The following is a 25,024-nucleotide window of genomic DNA, read 5'->3' as shown; positions in this document are numbered from 1 at the left end:
GATCGCCTGCCGATTTGGTGGGCGGCAACAGCTTGATATAAAACCAAACAGGAAGAGGGCGCGCCATGGCGATGGAGATCACCGGAGTTGAGCATCTGTGGATTCCGTTGCCGGATGGGCGTCGTCTAGCGGCGCGGATGTGGCGGCCTGCGGCAGAGGGGCGTTACCCCGCGATCCTGGAATATCTGCCCTATCGCAAACGCGACGGCACCGCGCCGCGCGATGCCACCACACATCCGCTTTTTGCGGCAGAGGGCTATGTCTGTCTGCGCGTCGATATTGCAGGTACCGGCGACAGCGAGGGGCTGTTTGATGATGAGTATTCCGAACAGGAGCTGAGCGACGGCGAGGCGGTGCTGGCCTGGCTTGCAGCGCAGGCCTATTGCGACGGAAATATCGGCATGATCGGGATTTCTTGGGGCGGTTTCAACGGCTTGCAGTTGGCCGCACGTCAGCCGGAAGCGCTGAAGGCGGTGGTCAGCGTGGCCTCAACCGTGGATCGCTATGCCGATGACATCCATTTCATGGGGGGCTGCCTGCTCAGCGATAATGCCAATTGGGCGTCGCAGATGTTTGCCTATCAGACCCGCCCGCTGGATCCCGAGCTGCGCCCGGATTGGCGCGAGGCCTGGGTGGAGCGGATCGAGACGTTGCCGTTTATGGCCGCGGATTGGCTGTCCCACGCGCAGCGAGATGATTTCTGGAAACACGGGTCGGTCTGCGAGGATTGGTCTGCAATCCAGGCACCGGTGCTGGCGATCACCGGCTGGGCGGATGCCTATGTGAATGCACCGCCTGCATTGGCGGCCAATATGCAGGCCCCGGCGAAGGCGCTGATCGGTCCCTGGGAACACCGTTATGCGCATATTTCCAAGCTGGAGGCGCATGATTTTCACGGAGAGGTGCTGCGCTGGTTTGATCGCTGGCTGAAGGGCGAGGACAGCGGGGCAGAGGCTCTGCCGGATTATCGCACTTATATGCAGGAGCATTTCAACCCGACCAAGGAGAACAAACCCCGGCAGGGCCGCTGGGTTGCTGAGGCCGCCTGGCCGTCCCCAAATGTGCAGGAGGTGACGCATCATCTTGGGCGACAAGGCACGTTGCAGGCCACCCCGGAGGAGGGGGAGGCTGTTGTGTCCAATCCGGCAACCCTTGGTGCTGCTGGTGGCTATTTCTGCGCTGGCATGCGGATCGACAACGAACTGCCGGGCGATCAGGCGGGGGATGATGCGCGGTCCACCTGTTTTGAGACGCAACCACTGGATGTCCCGCTGGAGCTGCTGGGGCGGGCGCGGGTGCGGCTGGCGTTTGCCGTCGACAAACCTGTGGCGCAGGTGATGGCGCGGCTGTGTGATGTGGCGCCGGATGGCGTGTCGCAGCGCATCACCTATCGCGGGCGTAACCTCTGCCATGATGACACACATGAGATCACCACGCCGCTGGTGCCCGGTAAACGCTATGAGGTGGAGTTTGCGCTCAATGAATGTGCCCATCACCTGCGGGCGGGCCATAAGCTGCGGTTGGCGCTGTCGACGTCTTACTGGCCGATTGTCTGGCCCTCGCCAGAGCCTGTGGCACTGACGCTGCATCTGGATGGCTGTGCGCTAATCCTGCCGGAACGTTCACTCGTGGAGGAGGTCGCGGCGCAGGCGCCAAGCGCCGCGCGGGAGTATCCGACATATGAGGCGGAGATGACCCGCGCGCCATCCGGCACTTCCAACAGCTATCAGGAGGCCGACGGCACGCTGGTGCTGGAAACATTTGATGACTATGGCGCGGCGATTGATCCGATGCATGGGATGGAGGTCGGCAGCCATGTCTCCATGCGTTACACGATCCATCCCGATGATCCGGCAAGTGCGACATTCTCCAGCCAATGGCGGTTCACATTCGCGCGCGGAGACTGGCAGGTGCAGGTCGATACCGACAATCTGATGCGCGGGGACCGCGAAGATTTTCACCTCTGGCGCAGGGTTGTGGCTACCGAAGGTGCCGACCGGACAGAGGTTTGTGTTAAGGAATGGAGCAAGAGCTTGCCGCGCGATTGTTTGTGATTTCGCATCAAATCCTGTTAAAAATCGCTGTTTTTCCCCGGATTGACCCCCAGTTCGCCACGGTTTGGCCATGTTCTGTGACCAAAAACAGAACTGCGCGTTAACCATTTCGGGTGAGAATACCCCCCTTGAGATGTTTTCACCGCGCTGGACTGTCGGGCGGATGGCCCCCGGCTTTGAGCAGACGATAAACAGAATTGGGGCGAGAAGGTGCATCTATCCGTTGTTGTACCCTGCTATAATGAGGAAGAGTCCATCCCCCTGTTGGTGGATCGATTGGTGCAGGCAATCGAACCCTGGGCGGACCGGGCCGAGATCATTCTCGTGGATGATGGATCCAGCGATGAAACTTGGGCCGCGATGGAGGCCGCGCATAAGCAGCATCCGGTGGTGCGGGGCATTCGTCTGTCGGCCAATCGCGGCCATCAGGTTGCGTTGACCGCCGGTTTGGAAGCCGCGACAGGCGCGCGCATCTTCATGCTGGATGCTGACCTTCAGGATCCGCCGGAAATTCTGCCTGACATGATGATGATGATGGATCGCGGCTATGACGTGGTCTATGGCCGCCGGGCCGAACGTCAGGGCGAAACCCTGTTCAAGAAGGCGACGGCCTATCTGTTTTACCGCTTCCTCAATACGCTGTCTGATGTGGATATCCCCAAGGATACCGGTGATTTCCGTCTGGTGAGCCGTCGCTCGCTGGATGCGGTGCTGAAAATGCCGGAGCGGGCGCGTTTCATCCGTGGCATGTTCGCCTGGGCCGGATTCCACCAGATCGGGTTGGAATATGTCCGCGAGGCACGGGTGGCGGGCGAGACAAAATATCCCTTTAAGGCGATGCTGCGCTTTGCCACCGATGCGCTGACCGGGTTTTCCACCAAACCGCTGAAAATTGCCACACGGCTGGCTTTTGTGAGCCTCTTGGTGACGGTCTTGATGGCGGTCTATGTCTTTGGTTCGCTGATCCTGTTCAACACGGTTGCCGGTTGGGCATCGGTCCTTTTGGCGATTTCCTTCTTCTCCGCCATCCAGCTGTTGACGCTGGGGATCCTCGGTGAATATGTCGGGCGGCTTTATATGGAGAGCAAGCAGCGGCCGCTCTACTTCCTGTCGCAGGAGACCGGGCATCCTTCGGCCCATGCCGTTGACTTCACCGGTGACAGCCGTTCGATCACAGCATCGCCCAAGGCTCCCGCCCAAAAAGAAGCGTCATGATCCGCGCTGTCGTTCAGAAGGACCTCGGCCAGTTGATCCGCTTTGCCATTGTGGGCGTCTCGGTTGCGGCGATTTATGTCTTGCTGTTCCTGGGGTTCCTGCAGCTTGGGTTTGTGGCGGGGGTTGCCAATGCGCTGGCCTTTGCCCTGGCGGTATTGGTGCAATATGTCGGTCAGACCGTCTGGACCTTCCGTCAGAGGCTTGGACAACCGGATCAGGCGCTGCGGTTTGGATGTACCATCGGGTTGGGGTTTGTGACTTCGGGCCTGCTGACAAGCGGTATCGGTCCGATGCTTGGCTGGCCCGACTGGCTGGCCGCCAGTATCGCCGCGGTTTGGCTACCGGTACAAAACTATCTGTTTTTCAAAATCTGGGTCTATGCCGGGAACGGCGCGTAAAGAGGAGACACCCGCGATGTCGCATGTCTATTCCAATGAATTCTATGACTATATCGACCTTGGCGCACGCAGCTCGGCGCAGGCGTTGATCGCTGCTGTACAGCCTTGGTTGGGCGCCGACAGTGTGCTGGATCTGGGCAGCGGTCGTGGCGTCTGGCTCAGCGAGTGGGCCAAGGCGGGCGCGGAGGAGGTCGCCGGTGTGGACGGCGATTATGTGGATCGTGACCGGTTGGCGATCCCGACAGCGTGCTACCATGCGGCGGATCTGACGCAGGAGATTGACCTCGGCCGCCGCTTCGATCTGGCGCAAAGCCTGGAAGTGGGGGAGCATCTGCCAAAGGCTGCGTCCGCGACATTGGTCAACGGACTGACCCGCCATGCGGATCGGGTGTTGTTTTCAGCCGCTGTACCGGGGCAGGGCGGGGAGTTTCATATCAATGAACAGCCGTTGTCGTTCTGGCAGGACCTCTTTGCCGCACAGGGGTACCGCGCCTTTGACTGCGTGCGCCCGGCCCTGAAAGAGGCGGAGGGGGTAGAGCCCTGGTATCGTTACAATACGGTTCTTTATGTGAATGAGGCGGGGCGTGAGGGCCTGCCTGAGGAGGTCCTCGCAACCGAAATCCCAGCAGGCCAGAAAGTGCAGCCTGCAGGCAGTATCGGCTGGCGGATGCGCCGGGGTGTGGTCTCGGTGATGCCCGAGGCGATGGTGACCAAGATCGCCCAGATGCGCGCTGCGATCATTGCGCGTCAGGCGCGGGCTGCGGGTCTGATGGGTGCTGGTTCAGCTAAAGGAACGATCTGATGACACTGGTGATGGACGGCCCCGTGGTGGCGCCACGGCAGGGCGTCTGGCCCTTGGCGGCGACGATCGCGGTGGCCTTTGTCGGGTTGCTGATTGCGGCGGTGTTTCAACTGCCGGACCCGCTGATCCGTCACGACGACTACCCGGCCTTGTTTGGCGATGCGGAGACCTACTACGTCAAAACCCTGATGGAAGGGCGCTGGGTCAACTACCTGTGGCACCTGCGCGAAACTCTGCTGCCAAGCTGGGTCAACTACCTGATTTACAATGCGCTTTGGGCTGTGGTGTTGGGGTGCCTTGCGCATAATGCGCTGGGCGCCGGGGCGCCGCTGTGGCGCAAGGGGGCGGTGGCACTGATTGCAGGCCTGTCTGCGCCGGCGCTGCTGATTTCACTGTGGTTCAATACCCTGATCCCCGGCATGGCGATCCTTGCCATCTATGCCCTGGCAACCACGCAGCTGTCGGACCGGACCTGTCGCTGGCTGCTGGTGCCATTTGTACCGCTGGCGCTGACGGCTTATACTACCTACCCGTTTTTCCTGCTGGCCCTCTGTCTGACTCGCGCGGATACGCAGCGCTCAGCCAAGGATCTGGCGGCGTTGCTGGGCCTGTTCATCCTGTGTTTTGCACTGGGGATGGCGTCAATCTATACGTTGAACTATCTGTTTCACGGTATTTTTGGCATTCCGATGGCTGAATGGCGGATGCCAAGCCCGGCGCATGATTTGCCTTCCCTGCTCGAAAATATCGGGTTGATTGGTGCTTTCCTCAGCAGTTCTGCGTCTTTGATGTCGTTTCACTTCCTGCCTTTGACCGTGTTTCAGCTGGCGCTGTTTGGCTGGGCTATATGGGCCGTCGGACACTCCGATCCTTGGCGCGTGATCTATCCGCTTGCGGGCATCTGCCTTGGGATGGGGCTGATCTTTGTACAGACGGTCAAGACCGGCATCACCCTGCCGCCGCGTGTTTCTGGGTTTGTCTGGCTTTATTATGCGGTGCTATTGGGTCTGCTGTCGCAGGAACTGGCGGCGTGGGGCGCGGGCTGGGATCGCATCGGGCGCAACCTTCTGGCCTTTGTTGCGCTGATCTATCTGGCGTTCAACATGTTGCAGCATCGCGATATTACTGCTTGGCAGGCAGACAGCCGCAGGATGGTGGGGCAGATCCAACAGGTGGATGGCCCGATCTATGTCAGCGGGACATATCTGTCGCTGCCGTCGGGGGAGAAGTCCGGCCTGCAGCATGACCTGTCGGTGGCGTTCCGCCTGACGCAGTTGACCGGGCGGGATGTGGTGATCTGTGAGATGACGCCAGATGTCTGTGCCCATCTGCCAGAAGATGTGCAGGCGGGGGCTAGCGGTGCGCAATATGAGGTGCGCAATCTGGACGCGGGCAGCGTGATCATGCTGTCATCTACCCCAATCCGCAAGGCGGCACACAACATCCCCGATGGCGGGTGAGCTGATATATCAGATGAAACGAGAACGGGGGCCTCAGCGCCCCCGTTTGCATGTGAGATCCGTTGGGTAGGCTCAGAAATCGAGGCCAAGATCCAGCGTCTGCGCCGAATGGGTCAGCGCACCAGAGGAGATATAGTCGACGCCCGTGGCTGCGACCTCGGCAATGCGGTCGCGGCGCATATTACCGGAGGCTTCGGTCAGCAGATGGCCCTTCGCCATTGCCACAGCCTGCGCCAGCGTGTCGGTGTCCATATTGTCCAAAAGCACCACATCGGCGCCACCGGTCTCCAGCACTTCTTCCAGCTGAGTCAGCGTATCGACTTCGATTTCGACCTTCATCATATGGCTGACATTGGCTCTGGCTGCGTGCAGGACGGCGGCCACGCCACCGGCGGCAGCGATGTGATTGTCTTTGATCAGGATCGCGTCAGACAGCCCGTAGCGGTGATTGTAGCCGCCGCCATGTAGTACCGCCTGTTTCTCCACCATGCGCAGACCGGGGGTGGTCTTGCGGGTGCAGGTGATCCGGGTCTCTGTGCCTTTGGTTTCGGCCACGAATGAAGACGTCAGACTGGCGATGCCGGACAGGCGCCCGGCAAAGTTCAGGGCCACACGTTCACCGGACAGGATCGACGCGGCAGAGCCTGCGATGGTCATCAACGTCTGTCCGGGGGCGCAGGGTTGGCCGTCCTGCACCAGCGTGTCGATCTTGAGCGCCGGGTCGACAAGGTGAAAGGCGATGCGGGCAATCTGCATGCCGGACACCACGCCGGTGTCGCGCGCATTGAGCCGCGCCTCGTAGGTGGTCTCTGCCGGGATGACGGCGCGGGTGGTGACATCACCGCTTTGGCCAAGATCTTCCAGCAGGGCTGCGCGGATCAGAGGCTCCAGGATCAGGTCGGGCAGGGTGGCAAAGGACGGGGTCATGTCAGATCCTTGACGGCGGCGGCGCGGATGGTGCGGGCCTCGGTGAGGGTGATGTGGGTGCGATGGGCCTGTGCTGGGTCGGCGTCGGGATAGTCATCGCGGAAATGCCCGCCCCGGCTTTCACGACGGGCCAATGCGGCGGCGGCAATCAGCGTGGCGGTGGCACACATATTGGCAAAGCTCTCGTCATCACCGTGCTCTGTCAGCAGCTGGTCGATGGTTGCAAGCGCGGTTTTCAGCCCGGCTTCGTCCCGGCGCACGCCAACATGGGCGGTCATCGTCTCACGCAGGCGGGCTATTGCGCTGGCGGGGGCGGCAGGCGTGGTGGCGGGGGCAAAGGTCAGCGACAGGGTCGGTGACTGGCGCCAGTGATCGGGCAGCGGTCCCAGGGTTTCGGCGATATCCTGTGCGGCGGTACGGGCGTAGACCAGCGCCTCCAAAAGGCCGTTGGAGGCGAGGCGATTGGCGCCGTGCAGTCCGGTTGAAGAGGCTTCGCCACAGACCCAGAGATGGGCGAGACTGGCGCGGCCCTGCATGTCGGTGTCGATGCCGCCCATGTGGTAATGCGCGGCCACTGCGACCGGAATTGGGGTCGCAACGGGGTCGATACCGGCACGGGCGCAGGTTTCCGCAACGGTGGGAAAACGGGTCAGCACCTCGGCGCCCAAGGCGTCGCGCGTGTCGAGCATCGGGCGGCGGCCTGCCTGCGTTTCGGCAAAGATCGCGCGGGCGACAATGTCACGGGGGGCCAATTCGGCATCCGGATGCGCGGCCAGCATAAAACGGGCGCCCTCAGCATTGATGAGGGTTGCGCCGTCCCCACGCAGCGCTTCGGTCGCCAGCGGCGCCGGATCCTCACCAATGTCAAAGGCGGTAGGGTGGAACTGCACGAACTCAGGATCGGCAATGCAGGCGCCGGCGCGGGCGGCAAAGCCAATCACCTGGCCGCGAATACGGGGCGGATTGGTGGTATGTGCAAACAGCCCGCCAGAGCCGCCGCCGGCCAGAAGGATGGCCGGAGCGCGGATTAAAAGCGGTACGGAGGTGCCGCTCGCATCGCTGACCCAGACCCCGGTGACGCGGCTGTCACTGACGTCCAGCCGGACGGCTTGGGTGCCCTCATGGACCTGAATGGACGGCGTGGCGCGCACCGCTGCAATCAGCGTTTCCATGATCTGCCGACCGGCCTGATCACCTTTCACCCGCACCACACGGGCCATGGAATGGGCGGCCTCGCGGCTCATGACAAAGCCGCCATCGGCGGTGCGGTCAAAGGGCGTGCCCAGCTCGGTCAGGTCCAGAATATGGTCCTGCGCCACCTTGGTGACCATGGCGGCGACCTCGGCATCAACGGTCCCGGCGCCCGCGCGCAGAGTATCGCTGGCATGGGCCGCGGGGCTGTCGGCCTGATCCATCGCGGCGGCGACTCCCCCCTGTGCCCAGGCGGAACTTGCGCCCTCACCAAGGGTTTCGGGCGAAATCATCAGCACAGGGCGCGGCGCCAATTCAAGCGCGGCATAGAGTGCGGCCATGCCAGCGCCGACGATCACCACGCGATCGGTGTCACAGGCGGCGGTGGTCTCGGTCCGGGCCTGCACATCCAGCTGGGGGCGGGTCTTAGCCCGAGGGGCCTTGCGGACCTGATCCTCAGAGGTGACCTTCGCGCCGGGGGTGTCCAAGGATCAGATCCCCAGTTTCTGGCTGAGATCAATCATCCGCTGCACCGCAACGCGGGCCTGTTCGGCCACCTCGGCGTTGACCTCAACCGGTTCGGACATTGTGTGCAGCGACCACAGGATTTTTTCCAGGGTGATTTTCTTCATGTAGGGGCACATGTTGCAGGGGCCGACAAAATCCACCTCGGGCAGTTGATCGGCAATATTCGAAGCCATCGAACATTCGGTGATCAGCATTGCCTTTTCGGGCTTTTCGTCGGTCACATATTTGATGATGCCGCTGGTGGAGCCGGAGAAATCCGCCTCATTCACCACATCCGGCGGGCATTCAGGGTGCGCGATCAGCCGGGTGCCGGGGTTCCATTCGCGGAAATCGCGCAAATCCTTGGCGGTGTATTGCTCATGCACAATGCAGGAGCCCTCCCACCAGACGATGTTTTTCTGCGGCACCTGTTGGGCGATGTTCTGCGCCAGATATTGATCCGGCGTCATGATCACGGTGTCGCTCTCCTGTGCGGCCACAATCTGGGCGGCATTCGAGGAGGTGCAGCAGATATCGGAGGCGGCTTTGACCTCGGCTGTGGTGTTCACATAGGTGACCACCGGCGCGCCGGGGTATTTCTCGCGCATCTGGGCGATGCCATCGGCGGTGATCGATTCCGCGAGCGAACAACCGGCCTCCATATCGGGGATCAGCACGGTTTTGTCGGGGCTGAGGATCTTGGAGGTTTCGGCCATGAAGTGCACGCCGCATTGCACGATCACATCTGCCTCGACCTTGGCGGCCTCAATCGCGAGCTGGAGGCTGTCGCCGACCACATCGGCAACGCCGTGGTAGATTTCCGGCGTCATGTAGTTATGCGCCAGAATGACGGCGTTCCGCTTTTTCTTGAGGGCCAGAATGGCCGCAACATAAGGCGCGTAGGTGGCCCAGTCGATCGGGTTCACCACACGGTCCATATTGGCGTAGATCCCGGACATCTCTTCGGCCAGAGCCGGATTTGCCGCAAGGTCATAGTGGTTGGCGAGCTGATCGCGCATGGTTTGCAGATCGAACATGGCATTTCCTCAAAGCTGCGCCGGAGATGGCACTTTGGGGAATTCTTGTTTCATGTTCACATTTAGCACGCAAGCAAGTGAACGGGGTTTATTGCCCGAAAAGCGGGAATTCCTGCTGCAAATCGGCGCCAATCCGTCAACATCGGCAACCGACTGGATCCAGAGGTCGTGACGACCTTCTGACCATCCGGTAATGTCAGCGCAAACGGGGCGGGGTCAATTTGTCCAAAATGCGCGATGGGTGACGTTTTTGTCTATTGGGCGGTCCGATATTGTGGTTTGCACAGAACCAACACGCAGTAGAGGGAAGCGGTAAGACCGGTCCCATAGGGAGAAAACCCGCCTCCATGTCTGATCTCTGGGAAGGATTGGTCCAGGCCTTTTGGCTGGTGGTCACGCTGGATAGCGATCTGGTGGAGATTACGCTGCGCTCGCTTCGGGTCACTTTGACCGCGTTGCTGGTGGCTGCGTTGATTGCGCTGCCGTTGGCGGCCTTGTTGGCGGTGCGCCGGTTTCGCCTGCGCCGGATCACCATCGCGGTGCTCAATGCGCTGATGGGGCTGCCGCCTGTTGTGGTGGGGCTCGTGGTCTATGTGATGCTGTCGCGGGCCGGGCCGTTCGGGGTGCTTGGGCTGCTGTTTACCCCGACCGCGATGATCATCGCGCAGGTGATTATTATTGTGCCTCTCGTGGCCTCCATCGCGCATCAGTCGCTGCGGGATCTGTGGAGCGATTACCACGACCTGCTGATTTCCCTGAACGCCAGTCAATTCCAACGGATCTGCACGCTGCTCTGGGATGGGCGGCGGGCCTTGCTGACGGCGGCGCTGGCCGGGTTTGGCCGCGCAATTGGTGAGGTCGGCGCGATCATGATTGTGGGCGGCAATATCGACCATGCTACGCGGGTGTTGACGACGGCAATTGCGCTGGAAACCGGCAAAGGGGATTTCGCCATGGCGCTGGGGCTTGGCTTTGTGCTGATCGCGCTGGCCGTTGCGGTGAACCTGACCATTCACTGGCTGGGCAAGACCGAAAGTGAGGGGCGTTGGTGAGCGAGGCGAACACTCTCTTCCCGCTGGTGGTCAACGGGGCACAGGTGCGCCGACGTGGCAAGACGCTGATCGGGCCGGTGGATTTGCGGCTGGACGGGCAGGGGACGACCATTGTGATCGGACCAAATGGATCGGGCAAAACGTCCCTGTTGAAGATGCTCCATGGTATTCTGCGGCTGGGGCAGGGGCGGATCAGCTGGGGCTGTCCCATGGCGGAGGCGCAACGGCGTCAGGCCTTTGTCTTCCAGACGCCAGTCATGATGCGCCGCTCGGTGGTGGAGAATATCGCCTATCCGCTGCGGCTGAACCGCGTGTCGCGCAAGGTCGCGCTGGCGGAGGCTGAGGTCTGGGCTGAGCGGATCGGATTGGGCGGGGATGCGTTGCAGCGGCCTGCGGTTTTGCTGTCCGGCGGGGAGCGGCAGAAACTGGCACTGGCCCGCGCGCTTATTCGCAAGCCGCAGCTGTTGTTTCTGGATGAACCCTGTGCCTCGCTCGATGGGCGGGCCACCCGCGAGATTGAAGAAATCCTGAGCGAGGCAGCGGCGGCGGGTACGAGGTTGATCATGTCGACCCACAATATGGGACAGGCCCAGCGTCTGGCGGACGAGGTGCTGTTTGTGCTGCATGGCCAGATTGCCGAGTTTTCAGCGGCGGAGGCGTTTTTTGCCCGCCCGCACACCGAACAGGGACGCGCATTTCTAAGAGGAGATATTGTTGAATGAAACGGATTATGCTGGGCGCTTTGGCCGCGCTGGCGATGGGAACGGCTGCGCTGGCGGAGGAGATGAAGCTGGCGGTGACCACATCCTTCCACAACTCCGGTCTGGCGGAGGTGCTGCTGCCTGAGATCAAGGCCGATCTGGGATTGGAGGTGCAGCTATTGGTGGTGGGCACCGGTCAGGCGATCCGCCTTGGTGAAGCGGGTGATGTGGATGCCATTCTGGTCCACTCCAAAAAGGCGGAAGAGGCATTTCTGGCTGGGGGCAATGGCACCCATCGCCGGGAGATCATGTATAATGACTTTGTTTTCATCGGGCCCAAGGCCGACCCTGCGACCATTGCGGGCGCGGGATCCGCGAAGGCGGCCTTGCAAAAGATTGCAGCCGCTGAAGCGGCCTTTGTCAGCCGGGGTGATGACAGCGGCACCCATAAGAAGGAGCTGAGCCTCTGGGCCGCGGCGGATCTGTCACCTGACGGATTTGGCGACTGGTACAACGCTGTTGGCGCAGGCATGGGGGCGGCGCTGAATACAGCCTCTGGCATGGGGGGCTACATCATGTCCGACCGGGCAAGCTGGCTCAACTTCGCCAATAAGGGCGATTTGGTGCTGCTTTATTCCGGCGATCCCGTGCTGTTCAATCAATACGCCTATCTGCCGGTGAACCCGGAAAAGCACCCGCATGTGAAAACGGAACTGGTGGCCGAGCTGGAGACTTGGCTGGTGTCGGACAAGGCCAAGGATCTGATCAACAGCTATCAGATCAATGGCGAAGCATTGTTTGTGTTCAACGCCGAGCAGTGATGCGTGCCCATTGGGGCATGAATTGGAAAACGCCGCGCGGGGTCTGCGCGGCGTTTTTCGTGGGTCGTAGGCGTTCAGTCGTCCGTAACATGGATGGCGAATTGCTCCAGCCCGGCGTCCTGTGCCTCAATCGCTCGATAGCTTTCCTTAACGCCGGCATCTGTCAGCTCGCGCATGACGGTCAGCAGGGTGTTGGGCGCGTGATCGGCGCAGAGGTCGGCCATATGGGCCAGCTCTTCCTCCGCCACGGGGCGGGCGGTATCGGCATTCGGGGCGCCATAGTAGCTGACAAAATGCTGTGCCAGAAGATCGGTGAGCGTGGCCAATTCACCCTCTTCGATCTTGGTCACGGCGACAAAGGTGGCGCGCCCGCCGGTTTCCAGCCCCATCCAGCCATTGGCGAAGGCCTGGCGCTGTTTGCCGATCAGATCCGCCTCTTCCCAGTTGGAAAACTCAAACCCGCCGGAAATGCACCACTCCCCGGTGCGGGCGGGGCTGGCAAAGACGTTCTGATCGCTTTCGTCAAAATGAATGGCGCGGGCAAGCTGCATCATGGGGTCTCCAGTAGGGTGGTGAGCGGGATCAGATGGGTGGTGGTCTTGTCCCGCAAAAGCAGGCCGAAGTCCTCATCCACCCCGAGAAATGTACCGGTCCGGCCTGCGTGGGTTATGGTCTCGCCGATGTCCTGCGCCAACCCGCGCCAGGTGCTGTGAACCGGTTCGGTGCCTTCGTCTTCCCAGCGATTGATCCAGTGCAGCGCGTGGCGCGCCCAGCTTTCCAGCAATTGACCGGCATCCACATCGGCGCAGCCCTCAGCATAAAGCGCGGTATCTTCGGGGCGGTCGCCGGTTTCGCCATCGCTCGGCGGCCAGAGTGGCAGGTCGAGGCCAATGACCAGCCAGTCTGGCACCTCTGATGGTGTGGTGGTGCTGGCGGCGGCACGCAGGCGGCCGCAGCGACCGCCATTGATGCGCAGCCCGCCATCCCATTGCAGGTGCACCGCCACCTCTGGCGGGGCCAGCGCGCCCAGGGCGTTTTGCAGCGCGATAGCGCAGACCGGCAGCATGGTCATCGCTTGCTGCAACGCCACCTCCGGCGCAAACACAAGAGCTGCCTGCAAGCGATCATGCGCAAGATTATGCACCACCAGGCCCGCATCACAGCCTAGCACCGCCTTCTGACAGGCGAGGGCAAAGGGATCCTCGGCCCCGTTGAGGGCCAGCCCCGCCATCAGAGGCGGGAAGCTGAGGTCGCTCATGTCCGCCACCGGATCAGGCCTGACCCTTGGCGACGAGATCGGCGGCCAGATCGTGGAACGCCTTGGCCTGCGCGCTGTCGGGTTTGCTGACCGCAATCGGCGCACCGCCGTCAGCGGCCACCCGTACGTCCAGATGCAGCGGGATTTCTGCCAGCAGCGGCACATTCAGCTTATCAGCCTCAGCTGCGACGCCACCATGGCCGAAGACATGTTCCTCATGCCCGCAGTTGGAGCAGATATGCGTGGACATATTTTCCACCATACCGAGGATTGGCACATTCAGTTTCTGGAACATGTCGATGCCTTTGCGCGCATCGATCAAGGCGACGTCCTGCGGAGTAGAAACCACAATTGCGCCGTCCACATGGGCCTTTTGCGCCAGCGTCATCTGCACGTCGCCTGTGCCCGGTGGCAGGTCGACGATCAGCACATCCAGCGCGCCCCATTGCACCTGCATCATCATCTGCTGCAAGGCGCCCATCAGCATCGGCCCCCGCCAGACAACCGCCTGATCTTCGTTGGTCATCAGGCCGATCGACATCATGGTGACGCCATGGTTGCGCATCGGCAGGATGGTCTTGCCATCGGGGCTGGCAGGGCGGCCAGAGACACCCAGCATCCGTGGCTGCGAGGGGCCATAGACATCGGCATCCAGCAGGCCAACACGGCGGCCCTGCGCGGCCAGCGCGCAGGCGATATTCGCCGAAACCGTCGATTTGCCAACACCGCCTTTGCCCGAAGCAACTGCGATGATCCGGTCAACGCCGGGGATCTTCTGCGGACCTTGAGGCTGCGCCGGTTTGTTCGGCTTTAGATCCGGCGGCGCCTTGGTGGAATGGGCAGTCAGCATGGCAGAGACCTTGCCCGCGCCGGGCAACGCTGTCACCCTGGCGTCGGCTTCATCGCGCACAGGCGCGTAGACGTCGGATTTCGCCGGGTCGATCTCCAGAACAAAGCGGACAGCGTCCTCTTCAATATTAAGCGCGCGGACGATGCCTGCGGCGACGATATCGCTGCCGGACACCGGGTCTTTGATGGTCTTGAGCGCCTCTAGGACAGTTTCACGAGTGAGGGACACGCCGGGGTTGCTCCTTCTTGGTGCGAGCTTGGGTCAAGCTGGCTTGATTGGTATTGATGATCTGCCGGGGTCGTCGCCTCGGCTGCAACAGTTCTTGACGGGGATGTAGATGGTTTCCTAGCATTTCATATGGTCTGGGTATGTAGTCTTTTGCGCAAATATACGGGGATACTGGTCGCGCTGGTATTTGCCGTTTCGATGCAGCCCATGGTCGCCCTGGCACAGGGTGATCCGCGCACGGTTCGGCTGATTGCGCCCCAGGCGCTCATCGACACCGGGGTGCTGGGGTTCATGCTGCCGCGATTTTCGCTGAAAACGCAGGTGCGGGTGGAGGTGGTCGAACCGGGCGAAGACGCAGAGGTCGCTTTGGGACCACGGGGGGCACCGGTGATGGAGGGTGGCGGGATCATCTGGCATCTGGAGCTGATTACCCCGGATCACACGGGGGCGCAGCGGTTTGCGGATTGGCTGACCTCTGAGGTGGGCGGGCGCACGATTGCTGCCTTCGCCCCGGAGGGGATCCAGATGTTTCGCGTGCCCGCGCAACCGGATGCGCAGGAGGATGTTGCCACATGGGACGGCGACGCCGGGAACGGGTATCATCTGTCGAAGGTCCATTGCGGACGCTGCCATGCGGTAGAGGAAGCCGGGCGGATCAACAGCATCGGCTCGACGCCGTCGTTTTATGTTCTGCGCAGCCTTGCGGATTGGGAACAGCGGTTTCAGGCGTTCTATGCATTGAATCCACACCCCGCCTTTACCCAGGTCGCCGAGGTCACGCCGCCGTTCGATGAGGCGCGACCCTCGCCCATCGTCCCGGTGGAGATCACACTGGATGACCTGGAGAACATCCTGGCCTATGTGGCGGTACTCAGCCCGGCGGATCTGGGCGCACCGCTGGAGCATAAATAGGGGCGTCATCGTCTCTCGGTCCCTCAGGATCAATGATCCTTGCGCTTGCTGAGGTAGTCCTCGGTGGTTCGGACCTTGGGCCGCTCCGCGCCCGCGAAGGGAGAATTCTGCTGATGGAATTGCGCATTGACGCGGCAGTCGTCACACATCTGAATCATTCGGGCGGCATCCGGGTTGGCAAACATTGAGTGTTTCCCAGCCAGCTTCTCGGTGATCTTGTCGATGGTCGACTTTACACCGAACAGCGATCCGCATTCGACACAGGCAAAGGGCTCTTCCTCGTGCAGGACCACCTGTGACAACGCCGCTGACGTCAGGTTGAGGCGCGGTTCATAAGTGATCGCATCCTCCGGGCAGACATTGGCGCAGAGGCCACATTGCAGGCAGGCGTCCTCCTGAAAGCGCAGCTGTGGCAGGTCCGGATTGTCGCCAAGCGCGCCGGAGGGGCAGAGCGAGACACAAGAGAGGCAGAGCGTACAGTTGTCCGATGACACCAGCACCGCACCATAGGGCGCGCCCTCTGGCAGCGGCAGGGTCTCAGCCTCGGGCAGCAACGCCTTGGCGGCCTGGCGGGTGATCTGGCGGCGGGTGCCCATGGGGCGTTGAGGTGTTTCGACCTGAGCCAAGGTGCCGTCGCGAGCAAACAGAACATCGCTGAGTTGATCCGGGTCACTGAGGTCGAGCAGATGCAGGTGCGGACCGGCAATGGCCGCGGCGAGCGCGCTTTCGCGCTCCTGCACGTCGCGCTCACTCTTGGGAGAGAGCAGCACCGACACCTCAGTGAAACCGGCGGCCAGGGCAGCCAGAGCTTCGGCATGACCAAAGCTGTTGAGCGCGTCCACCGCCAGCGGGATCACATCTGCGGGCAGGCCACGGCCATGGCGGGCCGCCAGTTCGATCATCTCGCTGCCGTGCTGGTCGACCACGAGAAGCCGGGGGGCGGAGCCGCCTGCGTCGAGATAAGCCTTCGCCAGTGTCTGAATCCGACGCATCAGTGCATCGGTTGGAGGTGCGTCATAGGTGATCGCACCTGAAGGGCAGAGCGAAGCACAGGATCCGCAACCCGCACAGATCATCGGGTCAATGCTGACATGGTCGCCAGCAGGGCTGATAGCGCCGGTTGGGCAGACATCCAAACAGCGGGTGCAGCCAGTCTGGCCCGCGCGGGAATGGGCGCAAAGCAGCGGTTCACTGCGCACGTAGAGCGGTTTTTCAAAGGTGCCGATCAGTTGGCTTGCTGCAAGGGTGGCCTCAGCAACTGCCGGAGCGGATTTTGGATCGGCCCGCAGATAGCCGTCGCGTTTTTCGGGCGCCGGAAACAAGGCCTGACCGCCGCGCAGATCCAGAATGAGATCGCAGATCGACTGGCCGCCATTCCGGGCCTCACCCCAGGTCCAGCTGCGCCCGGTGACATCCAGCTGTTGCAACTGATCGATGGTAACGGCGAATTGCCCCAGCGCGCCTTTGGCGTGGCGCAATTGTCCCGAAATCACGTCATAGGCACGGCTGTGAGGCGGGTCGCTTGGTGTGTCAAGAAGGACGGTCACTGCGAGGCTGTCCTGCAAACGCGCAGCCGCCGCATAGGCAATATCTGGCGCGCCGAGGATCAGGCACACCCCTTCGGACTGCAGGTCGATCGTCTTCGCAGGGGGCGGTGCCAACGTCGCTTCGGCGATCAGGGCGGTCATTTTGGGCAGCGTGTCGGCGGTATCTGCGGTCCAACCGGCCCGGTCGCGCAGGTCGATGAACCCTGGTGTGGGGGCGTCGATTTCTTCTGCCAGAGCCTCGAAAATGCGGTGCTCCTGAGCGCAGCAAATAATTGCATCCTCTTGCGTCAAGGCAGCGGCGGCCTGCTCGATCTCGTCTGTGCAAAGCGCTGAATGCAGCTTGGAGCAGGGCAGACCGGTGCGGCGCGACAATGCCTCGGAATCGATGGATTGCGTTCCTGCACAATCACATAAAATCAACGTCTTAGGCATGAGTTCTCCGCGTATTCTATGGTCTTTCAGAGCAGCGTATTTCCGCCGCCTCGTGTTCAGACTAGGCATGTTTGCGCAAGCAGGTAAACCGCAATTCGCATCGTGAGTGTGCCGCCATCCCCGGCAAATCAAGCCGGTGATTCGCGCCACAGGCAGCCCGGGCTGCCCCGGCGTTAAGCCTGAGTGAATTAGTCAAAATAGACTTTTCGTCCGGGCGGTTCTGCGGGGTCATATCGGACTGGTCAATTTGACCATTGATGTTGATTTAATGCGCCATCAGCAAAAGTTATCTTTCGGCACAGCTGGGGAATGCGGCACTGTTGGGGCAGTCGAATTCATGAGCAGGGCATTGACGTGGCCGAACCCGCAGATCGCAGTGCAAAGACGGATATGATCCCGCTGGGCGTCGTATTGCGGCGCCAGCCGGGCGTGACGCGATGGGCGCGCTGGTCCTGGAAGGCGACCTCGGTTCTGCCAGGGGCGGCACCGGCGGACTGGCAGTTGCTGCGCGAAGCGGGGGAGACGCGTGAGTTTCATGCCGCCACCCTGCCGCTGGAACTGCACCGCAGTGAGGCGGAGGCGTATCTGCATGGCCTCACGGCTGAGCCGCCCTGCATCTATGTGGTGCTGCGGGAGGGCGCGTCGGAGGATCGCCCACTGGAATTGCTCTTGGTGACGGCTTCGCCCTATGAGGCGCAGGACTATGCCGACAACGGTGAGGATCTGGTGGAGAAAGTACCGATGCCGGATGGGCTGGTGGCCTGGATCCGGGATTTCGCACAGCTGCATTTCCATGATGAACCGTTTAAGAAGCGTCGCCGGGATCGCGTAAAAACCGATGCGACTGAGGATGGTATCGGGGATCCGCGGATCTCCCAGCTGACCGATGTTTACCGGTCGCCCACGATGAAAAAGGCGCGCCTGTCATGAGCGGGGATGATTTCTGGTCCCGCCGCCGTGCCAAGGTTGCAGCTGAGCAGCAGGCGGAGGCCGCCGAGACCGCGGCCGCCGCGCGCGTTGCCGAAGAGCAAGCGCTTGAGGCGAAGAGCGATGCCGAACTTCTGGAAGAGCTGAACCTTCCGGACCCGGATCAGATGCAGCAGGGTGATGACTTCAGCGTTTTCCTGAAAGAGACCATTCCGGCCCGACTGCGGACCCGCGCGCTGCGGCGTCTGTGGGCCAGCAATCCGGTGCTGGCGAATGTCGACGGGCTTTTGGACTACGGTGAGGATTTCACTGACAGCGCCATGGTGATCGAAAATCTGCAGACCGCCTATCAGGTGGGCAAGGGCATGACCGCCCATGTCGAAGAACTGGCGCGGCAGGCGGAAGAGGCAGCAGGCCGTGCAACGGGGATCGTCGCCGAGGTAGAAGATGAGGACCCTGCAGGAGAGAAGGTCGCGTCTGTGGATGAGGAAACCGCCGCAACGGCCAGGCCCGTTGATCCGGTGCGCCGTCCGACCATGGCGCTGCTTTCTCCTGCGGATGCGGATGACGCTGAGGTGCCCATGCAGGAGGCCGCTGCGCCTGCCATACCGACCGATGCGCCGCCATCTGCACACGTCGCATCTGACCCAGTGGCACCAGACCCGGTGGCGCCTGCGCCGCGGCGGATGCGCTTTACCTTTGCCGCCGACACGGATGCGCCCGCGGCCTGACCATCGATCCGATTCAAAGACCAAGATGCCCCTCAAGGAGACACATATGACCGCCAAGGAAGCCCAGTCAGAGACCATTGCACAGGAGGTCAGCCCTGCCATCCCGCAGGACGAGGATCGTCTGCGCGCGGATCTCTATAACTTTCTGGGCCTGATGCTGTCCGGCCCGCCGGATGAGATGCTGCTCGCGCAGGTATCGGGGCTGGCTGGGGATGACACGGATCTGGGTACGGCGATCAATGCGCTGGCGAAACTGGCCAAGCTGACCAAACCGGCGGCTGCCGAGCGGGAGTTCAACAAGCTTTTCATCGGTCTCGGGCGCGGTGAGCTGCTGCCCTACGCAAGCTATTACCTCACCGGGTTCCTGAATGAAAAACCGCTGGCGGCCCTGCGGCAGGACATGGCCGCGCGCGGCATGACACGGGCGCAGAATGTCTATGAGCCGGAGGATAATATCGCCTCGCTGATGGAGATGATGGGCGCGCTGATCGCGGGGCGCTTTGGCGCGGTGGCACCACTGAGCGACCAGAAACAGTTCTTCAACAAACACATCGGTCCTTGGGCGGGTCATTTCTACTCCGATCTTGAGGCGGCAAAGAACTCGGTGCTTTACGCCGCTGTCGGCGCCGTGGGCCGTGTCTTCATGGAGATTGAGTCCGAAGGATTTCGGATGAGCGCGGAGCAATCCGCCTGAGCCGGGCCGGTGCGCCGGCCCATAACCCTGTGAACCAACCATTTGAGGAGGAGGATCACATGACCAGAAAGACCGAGGAGGCCACAAGCCGCCGCGACTTTCTCAAGCTGGCAGCGACCACAACGCCGATTGCGGCGGTGGCGGTTGCAACGACCGGCGGCACGGCCGAGGCGGCCGAGCCAGACCTGACATCAGAGGTGATGCAGGACACCGCGCATACCCGCGCCTACTACGACAGCCTCCGGTTCTGACGCACCGGTGATGTTATGAACGCCCCCGGCGACTGGTTGCGTGACGCCCGACTGCCAAAGGCCCCCAATAACCCAGCGAACCCGTAAGGGAAGCAAGGGAGGAACACATGCTTAGGAAAAAGACCAACGGGGTTGCGCGACGCCCCCAGCGGACCAGTATCCTGTCCAAGGTTGCGGAAAGCTCCGTTGACCGCCGCGCGTTTCTGCGCGGATCCGGCCTGGCCATTGGTGGCCTTGCCGCCATCAGCGCCACAGGTGGCTCAGTCACCAAGGCGAATGCCGCAACCGCTGCGGCAGGCGCGGTGGAAACCGTCAAATCTGTCTGCACCCACTGTTCGGTCGGCTGTACCGTCGTGGCAGAGGTGCAAAACGGCGTCTGGACCGGTCAGGAACCCGGTTGGGACAGCCCGTTCAACCTTGGTGCCCATTGCGCCAAAGGGGCCTCCGTGCGCGAACACGCCCATGGTGAACGCCGCCTGAAGTACCCGATGAAGAAAGAAGGCGGAGAGTGGAAGCGCATCAGCTGGGAACAGGCGATCAACGAGATCGGCGACGGCATGATGCAGATCCGCGAAGAAAGCGGACCGGACTCCGTCTACTGGCTGGGGTCAGCCAAGCACAACAACGAACAGGCCTATCTGTTCCGCAAATTCGCCGCCTATTGGGGCACCAATAACGTCGACCATCAGGCGCGTATCTGTCACTCGACCACCGTTGCAGGTGTGGCGAATACATGGGGCTACGGCGCCATGACCAACAGCTACAACGACATCCATAACTCCAAGGCGATCTTCATCATTGGTGGCAACCCGGCCGAGGCACACCCTGTCTCGCTGCTGCACGTGCTGAAGGCCAAGGAGCAGAACAACGCGCCGCTGATCGTCTGCGATCCGCGTTTTACCCGCACGGCGGCTCATGCCGACGAATATGTGCGCTTCCGTCCCGGCACCGATGTGGCGCTGGTCTGGGGCATCCTGTGGCACATCTTTGACAACAGCTGGGAAGACAAGGAATTCATCCGCACCCGTGTCTGGGGGATGGATCAGATCCGCGAAGAAGTGGCCAAATGGACGCCTGAGGAAGTTGAGCGTGTGACCGGCACCCCCGGCAGCCAGCTGAAGCGCGTGGCGCGGACATTGGCCAACAACCGTCCTGGCACCGTGATCTGGTGTATGGGCGGCACTCAGCACACCACCGGCAACAACAACACCCGCGCCTATTGCATCCTTCAGCTTGCGCTGGGGAACATGGGCACCTCGGGTGGCGGCACCAATATCTTCCGTGGCCATGACAACGTGCAGGGCGCAACCGATCTTGGCGTTCTGAGCCACACGTTGCCGGGTTACTATGGCCTTTCCAAAGGCGCCTGGGCCCATTGGGGCCGTGTCTGGGGCGAAGATGGTGAGTGGCTGTCGGCGCAGTTTGACTCCATCAAAGGGGCCGACGGCAAAGACAAATCGCTGCAGAACCTGACGGGTATTCCGGTCAGCCGCTGGATCGACGGTATCCTTGAAGACCAGGACAACATGGATCAGCCCAACAATGTGCGGGCCATGGTTCTGTGGGGCCACGCGCCGAATTCTCAGACCCGTATGACGGAGATGAAGACGGCGATGGAGAAGCTGGACATGCTGGTCGTTGTTGACCCGTATCCCACCGTCTCTGCCGTGCTGCATGATCGCACCGATGGTGTTTACCTGCTGCCCGCCTGTACCCAGTTCGAGACCCGTGGATCGGTCACCGCGTCGAACCGGTCTTTGCAGTGGCGTGACAAGATCGTCGATCCGCTGTTCGAGAGCCTGCCAGATCATGTGATCATCGCCAAGTTCGCGAACAAGTTCGGCTGGGGCGATCGGCTCTTCCGCAATATTGAGATGGAAGACGCCGAAACCCCGAATGTCGAAAGCATCACGCGCGAATTCAACAAGGGTATGTGGACCATCGGCTACACCGGTCAATCACCGGAGCGGATGAAGTTGCATATGGCCAATCAGCACACCTTTGACCGCACCACGCTGCGGGCCGTGGGTGGTCCTGCTGACGGAGACTACTACGGTATGCCCTGGCCCTGCTGGGGCACCGCCGAAATGGGGCATCCGGGGACGCCGAACCTTTATGATATGTCCAAACCGGTATCCGAAGGTGGCCTGACCTTCCGCGCCCGCTTCGGCGTGGAGCGGGATGGCGACAACCTTCTGGCTGAGGGTGTCTATTCTGCAGGGTCGGATATTCAGGATGGTTATCCCGAATTCACCTATCAGATGCTGAAGGATCTGGGTTGGCACACCGAACTGACCCCAAGTGAGCGGGCGTTCATCGCCAAGGCAGCTGGAGTGGACGGCTTTGCCGACTACACCCATGAAGTTGGGGAACAAAGCATGTCGCCCTTCCCGTCGGACTATGACGACAAGGTCGCCAAGGTGAACTGGAAGACGGATCTGTCCGGTGGCATCCAGCGGGTAGCGATTGCCCATGAGTGTGCGCCCTTCGGCAATGCCAAGGCGCGGGCCGTGGTCTGGACCTTCCCTGATCCGGTACCCATCCACCGCGAGCCGCTTTACACCAACCGCCGGGATCTGGTCGAAGACTATCCGACATATGAGGACCGTCATTCCTACCGGTTGCCGACCCTCTATGCGTCGATCCAGAAAAACGACGTCTCCAAGGAATATCCGATCATCCTGACCTCTGGTCGTCTGGTCGAATACGAAGGCGGCGGCGAGGAAACCCGGTCCAATCCGTGGCTGGCAGAACTGCAGCAGGACATGTTTGTCGAAATCCACCCGCGCGATGCCAACAATATCGGCGTTCGGGATGGATCGCAGGTCTGGGTCGAAGGTCCGGAGGGTGGCAAGGTCAAGGTCATGGCAATGGTCACAGAGCGGGTCGGAGAGGGCGTTGCCTTCATGCCGTTCCACTTTGGCGGTCATTACCAAGGTGAAGATCTGCGCGACAAATACCCCGATGGAGCTGACCCCTATGTCTTGGGCGAAAGTGCCAACACTGCGCAGACCTATGGCTATGACAGCGTGACCCAGATGCAGGAGAGCAAGTGTACTCTCTGCAAGATCAGCGCAGCATAAGGAGAAAGAGATATGGCAAGAGCGAAGTTTCTCTGTGACGCCGAACGCTGCATTGAATGCAACGCCTGTGTCACGGCCTGTAAGAACGAGCACGAGGTGCCTTGGGGTATCAACCGGCGCCGGGTGGTGACCATCAATGATGGCAAGCCCGGCGAGCGGTCGATCTCGGTCGCCTGTATGCATTGCTCGGATGCGCCCTGTATGGCGGTGTGCCCGGTCGACTGTTTCTACCAGAACGAGGAAGGCGTGGTCCTGCACTCCAAGGATCTCTGCATTGGCTGCGGCTACTGCTTCTACGCGTGCCCCTTTGGCGCGCCGCAATATCCGCAGGCAGGCAACTTTGGCAGCCGTGGCAAGATGGACAAGTGCACCTTCTGCGCCGGTGGCCCTGAGGAGACGCATTCCAATGCGGAGTTCTCCAAATACGGCCGCAACCGGATCGCCGAGGGCAAGTTGCCCATCTGTGCCGAGATGTGCTCGACCAAGGCGCTGCTGGCGGGTGACGGGGATGTGGTTTCCGCTGTCTACCGCGAACGTGTGGTGGCCCGTGGCTTTGGCTCCGGTGCCTGGGGCTGGGGTACAGCCTATGACCAGAAGGGCGGCTGATCACAGTCCTCTTTGACATGATGGGATGGCCCGCCCGCGCGGGCCGTCCTGTTTCCATATTCAGTTTCCAAGACAACCCATGAAGGAGTGTGGCCCATGCTGCGCATCGCCTTTGCAATTTTGATGCAACTGACGTTGATCGCGGGGGTCGCTGCGGCGCAGGGCGCACCAGATGCCCCTGCGGCGGGTGCTGTGCCAGATCGCAGTGCCACAGGCGGCGCGCAGACGCTTGAGGATATTCTGGCGCGGCAGCGCGGGGAAAAAATCGACGACAGCTTTCGCAGTGATGACACGGGCGCGGCGGCCCTGGGGGCTGGGTTGACGGAACAGCTGGGCACGCTTGGCGGCGCGTCTGACCCTGAGTTGTGGCGCGCAATCCGCTATAACGCTGCTGACCTGCGCGTGTCGGCAGGCGGCGATGTGGCCGCTGTGCTGGTGCAGGATGGTGGCATGCGCTGGCTGACCTTCCGCGAGGGGCCGTTGCGCACCTACGGTGGCTGGCTGCTGCTGGGCACCATTGCGGCGCTGGCCCTGTTTTATCTGCTGCGCGGTCGCATCCGCATTGACGAGCCCGCAACCGGGCGCAGCGTAACGCGGTTTCAGTTCATCGAACGGTTTGCCCATTGGATGCTGGCGGGGTCGTTTATCCTCCTTGGCCTTACTGGGTTGGCCAGCCTGTTTGGGCGTCTGGTGATTGCGCCTTATCTCGGCAAGGAGATCAATGCAGGCCTGCTGATCTGGAGCAAATGGGTGCACAACAATGTCTCTTGGGCGTTCATGCTGGCGCTGGTCATGGTGTTTGTCATGTGGGTCGCCCATAATATTCCGAACCGGACAGATTTGGTGTGGATCCGCCAGATGGGCGGCATCGTCGGTAAATCGCACCCGCCGGCGAAAAAATTCAACTTTGGTCAGAAATTGATCTTCTGGTCGGTGATCGTCTTCGGTGTCTCCATTTCCGTCTCGGGGCTGTCGCTGTTGTTTCCGTTTGAAATCCAGCTTTTTGCCAAGACCTTTGCCATTCTGAACGATCTGGGGCTGCCACAGCTTGTGGGATATGGAACGCTGCCGGTTGAACTGGCACCGCAGGAGGAAATGCAGCTGGCGCAGAGCTGGCACGCGATCCTCAGCTTTGTGCTGATGGCGATCATTCTGGCACATATCTACATCGGGTCACTTGGCATGGAAGGCGCCTTTGACGCCATGGGCAGCGGCGATGTGGATGAGGCTTGGGCGCATCAACACCACTCTCTCTGGCTAGAGGACATGCGCAAAAAAGGCGAAGTGACCCCTGACGGCAGCGACGGCGCCAAGGGCGCAACACCGGCGGAGTGAACGGC

Annotated in this window: 23 protein-coding genes; 16 read left to right on the top strand and 7 right to left on the bottom strand. The window is 61.5% G+C overall.

Annotation, left to right across the window (positions count from 1 at the left end):
* Positions 1-65 precede the first annotated feature (65 nt).
* From phaeop14_RS12530 to phaeop14_RS12510, 5 genes are all read left to right on the top strand, one after another.
* Entirely contained in the window at positions 66-2,054 is a 1,989-nt protein-coding gene (locus tag phaeop14_RS12530; RefSeq protein WP_096789722.1) for a CocE/NonD family hydrolase, read from the top strand.
* A 210-nt stretch (positions 2,055-2,264) separates the two neighbouring features.
* Positions 2,265-3,269 (top strand): glycosyltransferase family 2 protein, encoded by a 1,005-nt coding sequence (locus phaeop14_RS12525; RefSeq protein WP_040175502.1) that lies wholly within the window; start codon positions 2,265-2,267, stop codon positions 3,267-3,269.
* Positions 3,266-3,667, top strand: coding sequence for a GtrA family protein (locus tag phaeop14_RS12520; protein ID WP_096789721.1), 402 nt, complete (start codon positions 3,266-3,268; stop codon positions 3,665-3,667). Before phaeop14_RS12525 ends, phaeop14_RS12520 begins: the two co-directional genes overlap by 4 nt.
* Before the next feature lie 16 nt (positions 3,668-3,683).
* The gene (locus phaeop14_RS12515) at positions 3,684-4,469 is read left to right on the top strand and encodes a methyltransferase domain-containing protein (RefSeq protein ID WP_096790310.1); all 786 of its coding nucleotides are present in this window, start codon (positions 3,684-3,686) and stop codon (positions 4,467-4,469) included.
* Complete coding sequence (locus tag phaeop14_RS12510) at positions 4,469-5,929, top strand: hypothetical protein (protein WP_096789720.1); 1,461 nt, start codon at positions 4,469-4,471, stop codon at positions 5,927-5,929. Before phaeop14_RS12515 ends, phaeop14_RS12510 begins: the two co-directional genes overlap by 1 nt.
* A gap of 72 nt (positions 5,930-6,001) precedes the next feature.
* Here the strand turns inward: phaeop14_RS12510 and nadC are convergent, their stop codons facing one another.
* From nadC to nadA, 3 genes are read right to left on the bottom strand one after another with little or no spacing between them, the layout of a single operon-like run.
* Positions 6,002-6,856, bottom strand: a complete 855-nt coding sequence (gene nadC / locus phaeop14_RS12505) for a carboxylating nicotinate-nucleotide diphosphorylase (protein ID WP_096789719.1) — start codon at positions 6,854-6,856, stop codon at positions 6,002-6,004.
* Positions 6,853-8,535, bottom strand: a complete 1,683-nt coding sequence (locus phaeop14_RS12500) for an L-aspartate oxidase (protein ID WP_096789718.1) — start codon at positions 8,533-8,535, stop codon at positions 6,853-6,855. Before phaeop14_RS12500 ends, nadC begins: the two co-directional genes overlap by 4 nt.
* Before the next feature lie 3 nt (positions 8,536-8,538).
* On the bottom strand, positions 8,539-9,591 hold the full coding sequence (nadA, locus tag phaeop14_RS12495) for a quinolinate synthase NadA (protein ID WP_096789717.1): 1,053 nt from the start codon (positions 9,589-9,591) through the stop codon (positions 8,539-8,541).
* Between the two features lie 347 nt (positions 9,592-9,938).
* On the opposite strand from nadA, the gene phaeop14_RS12490 reads away from it, so the two are divergent.
* From phaeop14_RS12490 to phaeop14_RS12480, 3 genes are read left to right on the top strand one after another with little or no spacing between them, the layout of a single operon-like run.
* Entirely contained in the window at positions 9,939-10,643 is a 705-nt protein-coding gene (locus tag phaeop14_RS12490; RefSeq protein ID WP_040175495.1) for an ABC transporter permease, read from the top strand.
* Positions 10,640-11,365 carry an ATP-binding cassette domain-containing protein gene (locus phaeop14_RS12485; RefSeq protein ID WP_040175494.1) on the top strand — a complete coding sequence of 242 codons (726 nt, stop codon included), beginning with the start codon at positions 10,640-10,642 and terminating at the stop codon, positions 11,363-11,365. The genes phaeop14_RS12490 and phaeop14_RS12485 overlap by 4 nt, the downstream gene beginning before the upstream one ends.
* Positions 11,362-12,165, top strand: a complete 804-nt coding sequence (locus tag phaeop14_RS12480; RefSeq protein WP_096789716.1) for an ABC transporter substrate-binding protein — start codon at positions 11,362-11,364, stop codon at positions 12,163-12,165. The genes phaeop14_RS12485 and phaeop14_RS12480 overlap by 4 nt, the downstream gene beginning before the upstream one ends.
* Positions 12,166-12,239: 74 nt before the next feature.
* Here the strand turns inward: phaeop14_RS12480 and phaeop14_RS12475 are convergent, their stop codons facing one another.
* From phaeop14_RS12475 to apbC, 3 genes are read right to left on the bottom strand one after another with little or no spacing between them, the layout of a single operon-like run.
* The gene (locus phaeop14_RS12475) at positions 12,240-12,716 is read right to left on the bottom strand and encodes a DUF6505 family protein (protein ID WP_040175641.1); all 477 of its coding nucleotides are present in this window, start codon (positions 12,714-12,716) and stop codon (positions 12,240-12,242) included.
* Entirely contained in the window at positions 12,716-13,423 is a 708-nt protein-coding gene (locus tag phaeop14_RS12470; protein ID WP_096789715.1) for a DUF4444 domain-containing protein, read from the bottom strand. The genes phaeop14_RS12475 and phaeop14_RS12470 overlap by 1 nt, the downstream gene beginning before the upstream one ends.
* Before the next feature lie 13 nt (positions 13,424-13,436).
* The gene (gene apbC, locus phaeop14_RS12465; protein WP_040179581.1) at positions 13,437-14,501 is read right to left on the bottom strand and encodes an iron-sulfur cluster carrier protein ApbC; all 1,065 of its coding nucleotides are present in this window, start codon (positions 14,499-14,501) and stop codon (positions 13,437-13,439) included.
* A gap of 129 nt (positions 14,502-14,630) precedes the next feature.
* On the opposite strand from apbC, the gene phaeop14_RS12460 reads away from it, so the two are divergent.
* Positions 14,631-15,413 (top strand): hypothetical protein, encoded by a 783-nt coding sequence (locus tag phaeop14_RS12460; protein WP_096789714.1) that lies wholly within the window; start codon positions 14,631-14,633, stop codon positions 15,411-15,413.
* Between the two features lie 29 nt (positions 15,414-15,442).
* Here the strand turns inward: phaeop14_RS12460 and phaeop14_RS12455 are convergent, their stop codons facing one another.
* Positions 15,443-17,392, bottom strand: coding sequence for a 4Fe-4S binding protein (locus phaeop14_RS12455; RefSeq protein WP_096789713.1), 1,950 nt, complete (start codon positions 17,390-17,392; stop codon positions 15,443-15,445).
* A 390-nt stretch (positions 17,393-17,782) separates the two neighbouring features.
* Between phaeop14_RS12455 and phaeop14_RS12450 the strand changes: the two genes are divergently transcribed.
* The 7 genes from phaeop14_RS12450 (at position 17,783) to phaeop14_RS12420 (ending at position 25,019) form a co-directional block, all read left to right on the top strand.
* The gene (locus phaeop14_RS12450; RefSeq protein WP_167385694.1) at positions 17,783-18,322 is read left to right on the top strand and encodes a DUF3305 domain-containing protein; all 540 of its coding nucleotides are present in this window, start codon (positions 17,783-17,785) and stop codon (positions 18,320-18,322) included.
* Positions 18,319-19,050, top strand: coding sequence for a DUF3306 domain-containing protein (locus phaeop14_RS12445; RefSeq protein ID WP_096789712.1), 732 nt, complete (start codon positions 18,319-18,321; stop codon positions 19,048-19,050). The genes phaeop14_RS12450 and phaeop14_RS12445 overlap by 4 nt, the downstream gene beginning before the upstream one ends.
* Before the next feature lie 46 nt (positions 19,051-19,096).
* Positions 19,097-19,744 (top strand): TorD/DmsD family molecular chaperone, encoded by a 648-nt coding sequence (locus tag phaeop14_RS12440; RefSeq protein WP_040175636.1) that lies wholly within the window; start codon positions 19,097-19,099, stop codon positions 19,742-19,744.
* 59 nt (positions 19,745-19,803) lie between these two features.
* A complete protein-coding gene (locus tag phaeop14_RS12435; protein WP_014875663.1) occupies positions 19,804-19,995 on the top strand; it encodes a twin-arginine translocation pathway signal protein in 192 nt (63 codons plus the stop codon).
* 107 nt (positions 19,996-20,102) lie between these two features.
* The gene (locus phaeop14_RS12430) at positions 20,103-23,078 is read left to right on the top strand and encodes a formate dehydrogenase subunit alpha (protein WP_096789711.1); all 2,976 of its coding nucleotides are present in this window, start codon (positions 20,103-20,105) and stop codon (positions 23,076-23,078) included.
* Positions 23,079-23,090: 12 nt separating this feature from the next.
* Positions 23,091-23,684 (top strand): formate dehydrogenase FDH3 subunit beta, encoded by a 594-nt coding sequence (gene fdh3B, locus phaeop14_RS12425; protein ID WP_014875661.1) that lies wholly within the window; start codon positions 23,091-23,093, stop codon positions 23,682-23,684.
* Positions 23,685-23,780: 96 nt separating this feature from the next.
* Positions 23,781-25,019 (top strand): formate dehydrogenase subunit gamma, encoded by a 1,239-nt coding sequence (locus phaeop14_RS12420; RefSeq protein ID WP_096789710.1) that lies wholly within the window; start codon positions 23,781-23,783, stop codon positions 25,017-25,019.
* Positions 25,020-25,024: the final 5 nt, after the last annotated feature.

Source organism: Phaeobacter piscinae (assembly GCF_002407245.1).
In the GTDB taxonomy this organism is placed as follows: Bacteria; Pseudomonadota; Alphaproteobacteria; order Rhodobacterales; family Rhodobacteraceae; genus Phaeobacter; species Phaeobacter piscinae.
Note: the sequence above shows the minus strand (reverse complement) of the source record. Positions and strands in the feature narration are given on the sequence as shown.

Excerpts from the sequence above, each read along its gene's own strand:
- phaeop14_RS12530 (WP_096789722.1), top strand. The coding sequence starts at position 66 with ATGGCGATGGAGATCACCGGAGTTGAGCATCTGTGGATTCCGTTGCCG.
- phaeop14_RS12520 (WP_096789721.1), top strand. The coding sequence starts at position 3,266 with ATGATCCGCGCTGTCGTTCAGAAGGACCTCGGCCAGTTGATCCGCTTT.
- phaeop14_RS12515 (WP_096790310.1), top strand. The coding sequence starts at position 3,684 with ATGTCGCATGTCTATTCCAATGAATTCTATGACTATATCGACCTTGGC.
- phaeop14_RS12510 (WP_096789720.1), top strand. The coding sequence starts at position 4,469 with ATGACACTGGTGATGGACGGCCCCGTGGTGGCGCCACGGCAGGGCGTC.
- nadC (WP_096789719.1), bottom strand. The coding sequence starts at position 6,856 with ATGACCCCGTCCTTTGCCACCCTGCCCGACCTGATCCTGGAGCCTCTG.
- nadA (WP_096789717.1), bottom strand. The coding sequence starts at position 9,591 with ATGTTCGATCTGCAAACCATGCGCGATCAGCTCGCCAACCACTATGAC.
- phaeop14_RS12490 (WP_040175495.1), top strand. The coding sequence starts at position 9,939 with ATGTCTGATCTCTGGGAAGGATTGGTCCAGGCCTTTTGGCTGGTGGTC.
- phaeop14_RS12480 (WP_096789716.1), top strand. The coding sequence starts at position 11,362 with ATGAAACGGATTATGCTGGGCGCTTTGGCCGCGCTGGCGATGGGAACG.
- phaeop14_RS12475 (WP_040175641.1), bottom strand. The coding sequence starts at position 12,716 with ATGCAGCTTGCCCGCGCCATTCATTTTGACGAAAGCGATCAGAACGTC.
- phaeop14_RS12470 (WP_096789715.1), bottom strand. The coding sequence starts at position 13,423 with ATGAGCGACCTCAGCTTCCCGCCTCTGATGGCGGGGCTGGCCCTCAAC.
- phaeop14_RS12460 (WP_096789714.1), top strand. The coding sequence starts at position 14,631 with ATGGTCTGGGTATGTAGTCTTTTGCGCAAATATACGGGGATACTGGTC.
- phaeop14_RS12455 (WP_096789713.1), bottom strand. The coding sequence starts at position 17,392 with ATGCCTAAGACGTTGATTTTATGTGATTGTGCAGGAACGCAATCCATC.
- phaeop14_RS12450 (WP_167385694.1), top strand. The coding sequence starts at position 17,783 with ATGATCCCGCTGGGCGTCGTATTGCGGCGCCAGCCGGGCGTGACGCGA.
- phaeop14_RS12445 (WP_096789712.1), top strand. The coding sequence starts at position 18,319 with ATGAGCGGGGATGATTTCTGGTCCCGCCGCCGTGCCAAGGTTGCAGCT.
- phaeop14_RS12440 (WP_040175636.1), top strand. The coding sequence starts at position 19,097 with ATGACCGCCAAGGAAGCCCAGTCAGAGACCATTGCACAGGAGGTCAGC.
- phaeop14_RS12435 (WP_014875663.1), top strand. The coding sequence starts at position 19,804 with ATGACCAGAAAGACCGAGGAGGCCACAAGCCGCCGCGACTTTCTCAAG.
- phaeop14_RS12430 (WP_096789711.1), top strand. The coding sequence starts at position 20,103 with ATGCTTAGGAAAAAGACCAACGGGGTTGCGCGACGCCCCCAGCGGACC.
- fdh3B (WP_014875661.1), top strand. The coding sequence starts at position 23,091 with ATGGCAAGAGCGAAGTTTCTCTGTGACGCCGAACGCTGCATTGAATGC.
- phaeop14_RS12420 (WP_096789710.1), top strand. The coding sequence starts at position 23,781 with ATGCTGCGCATCGCCTTTGCAATTTTGATGCAACTGACGTTGATCGCG.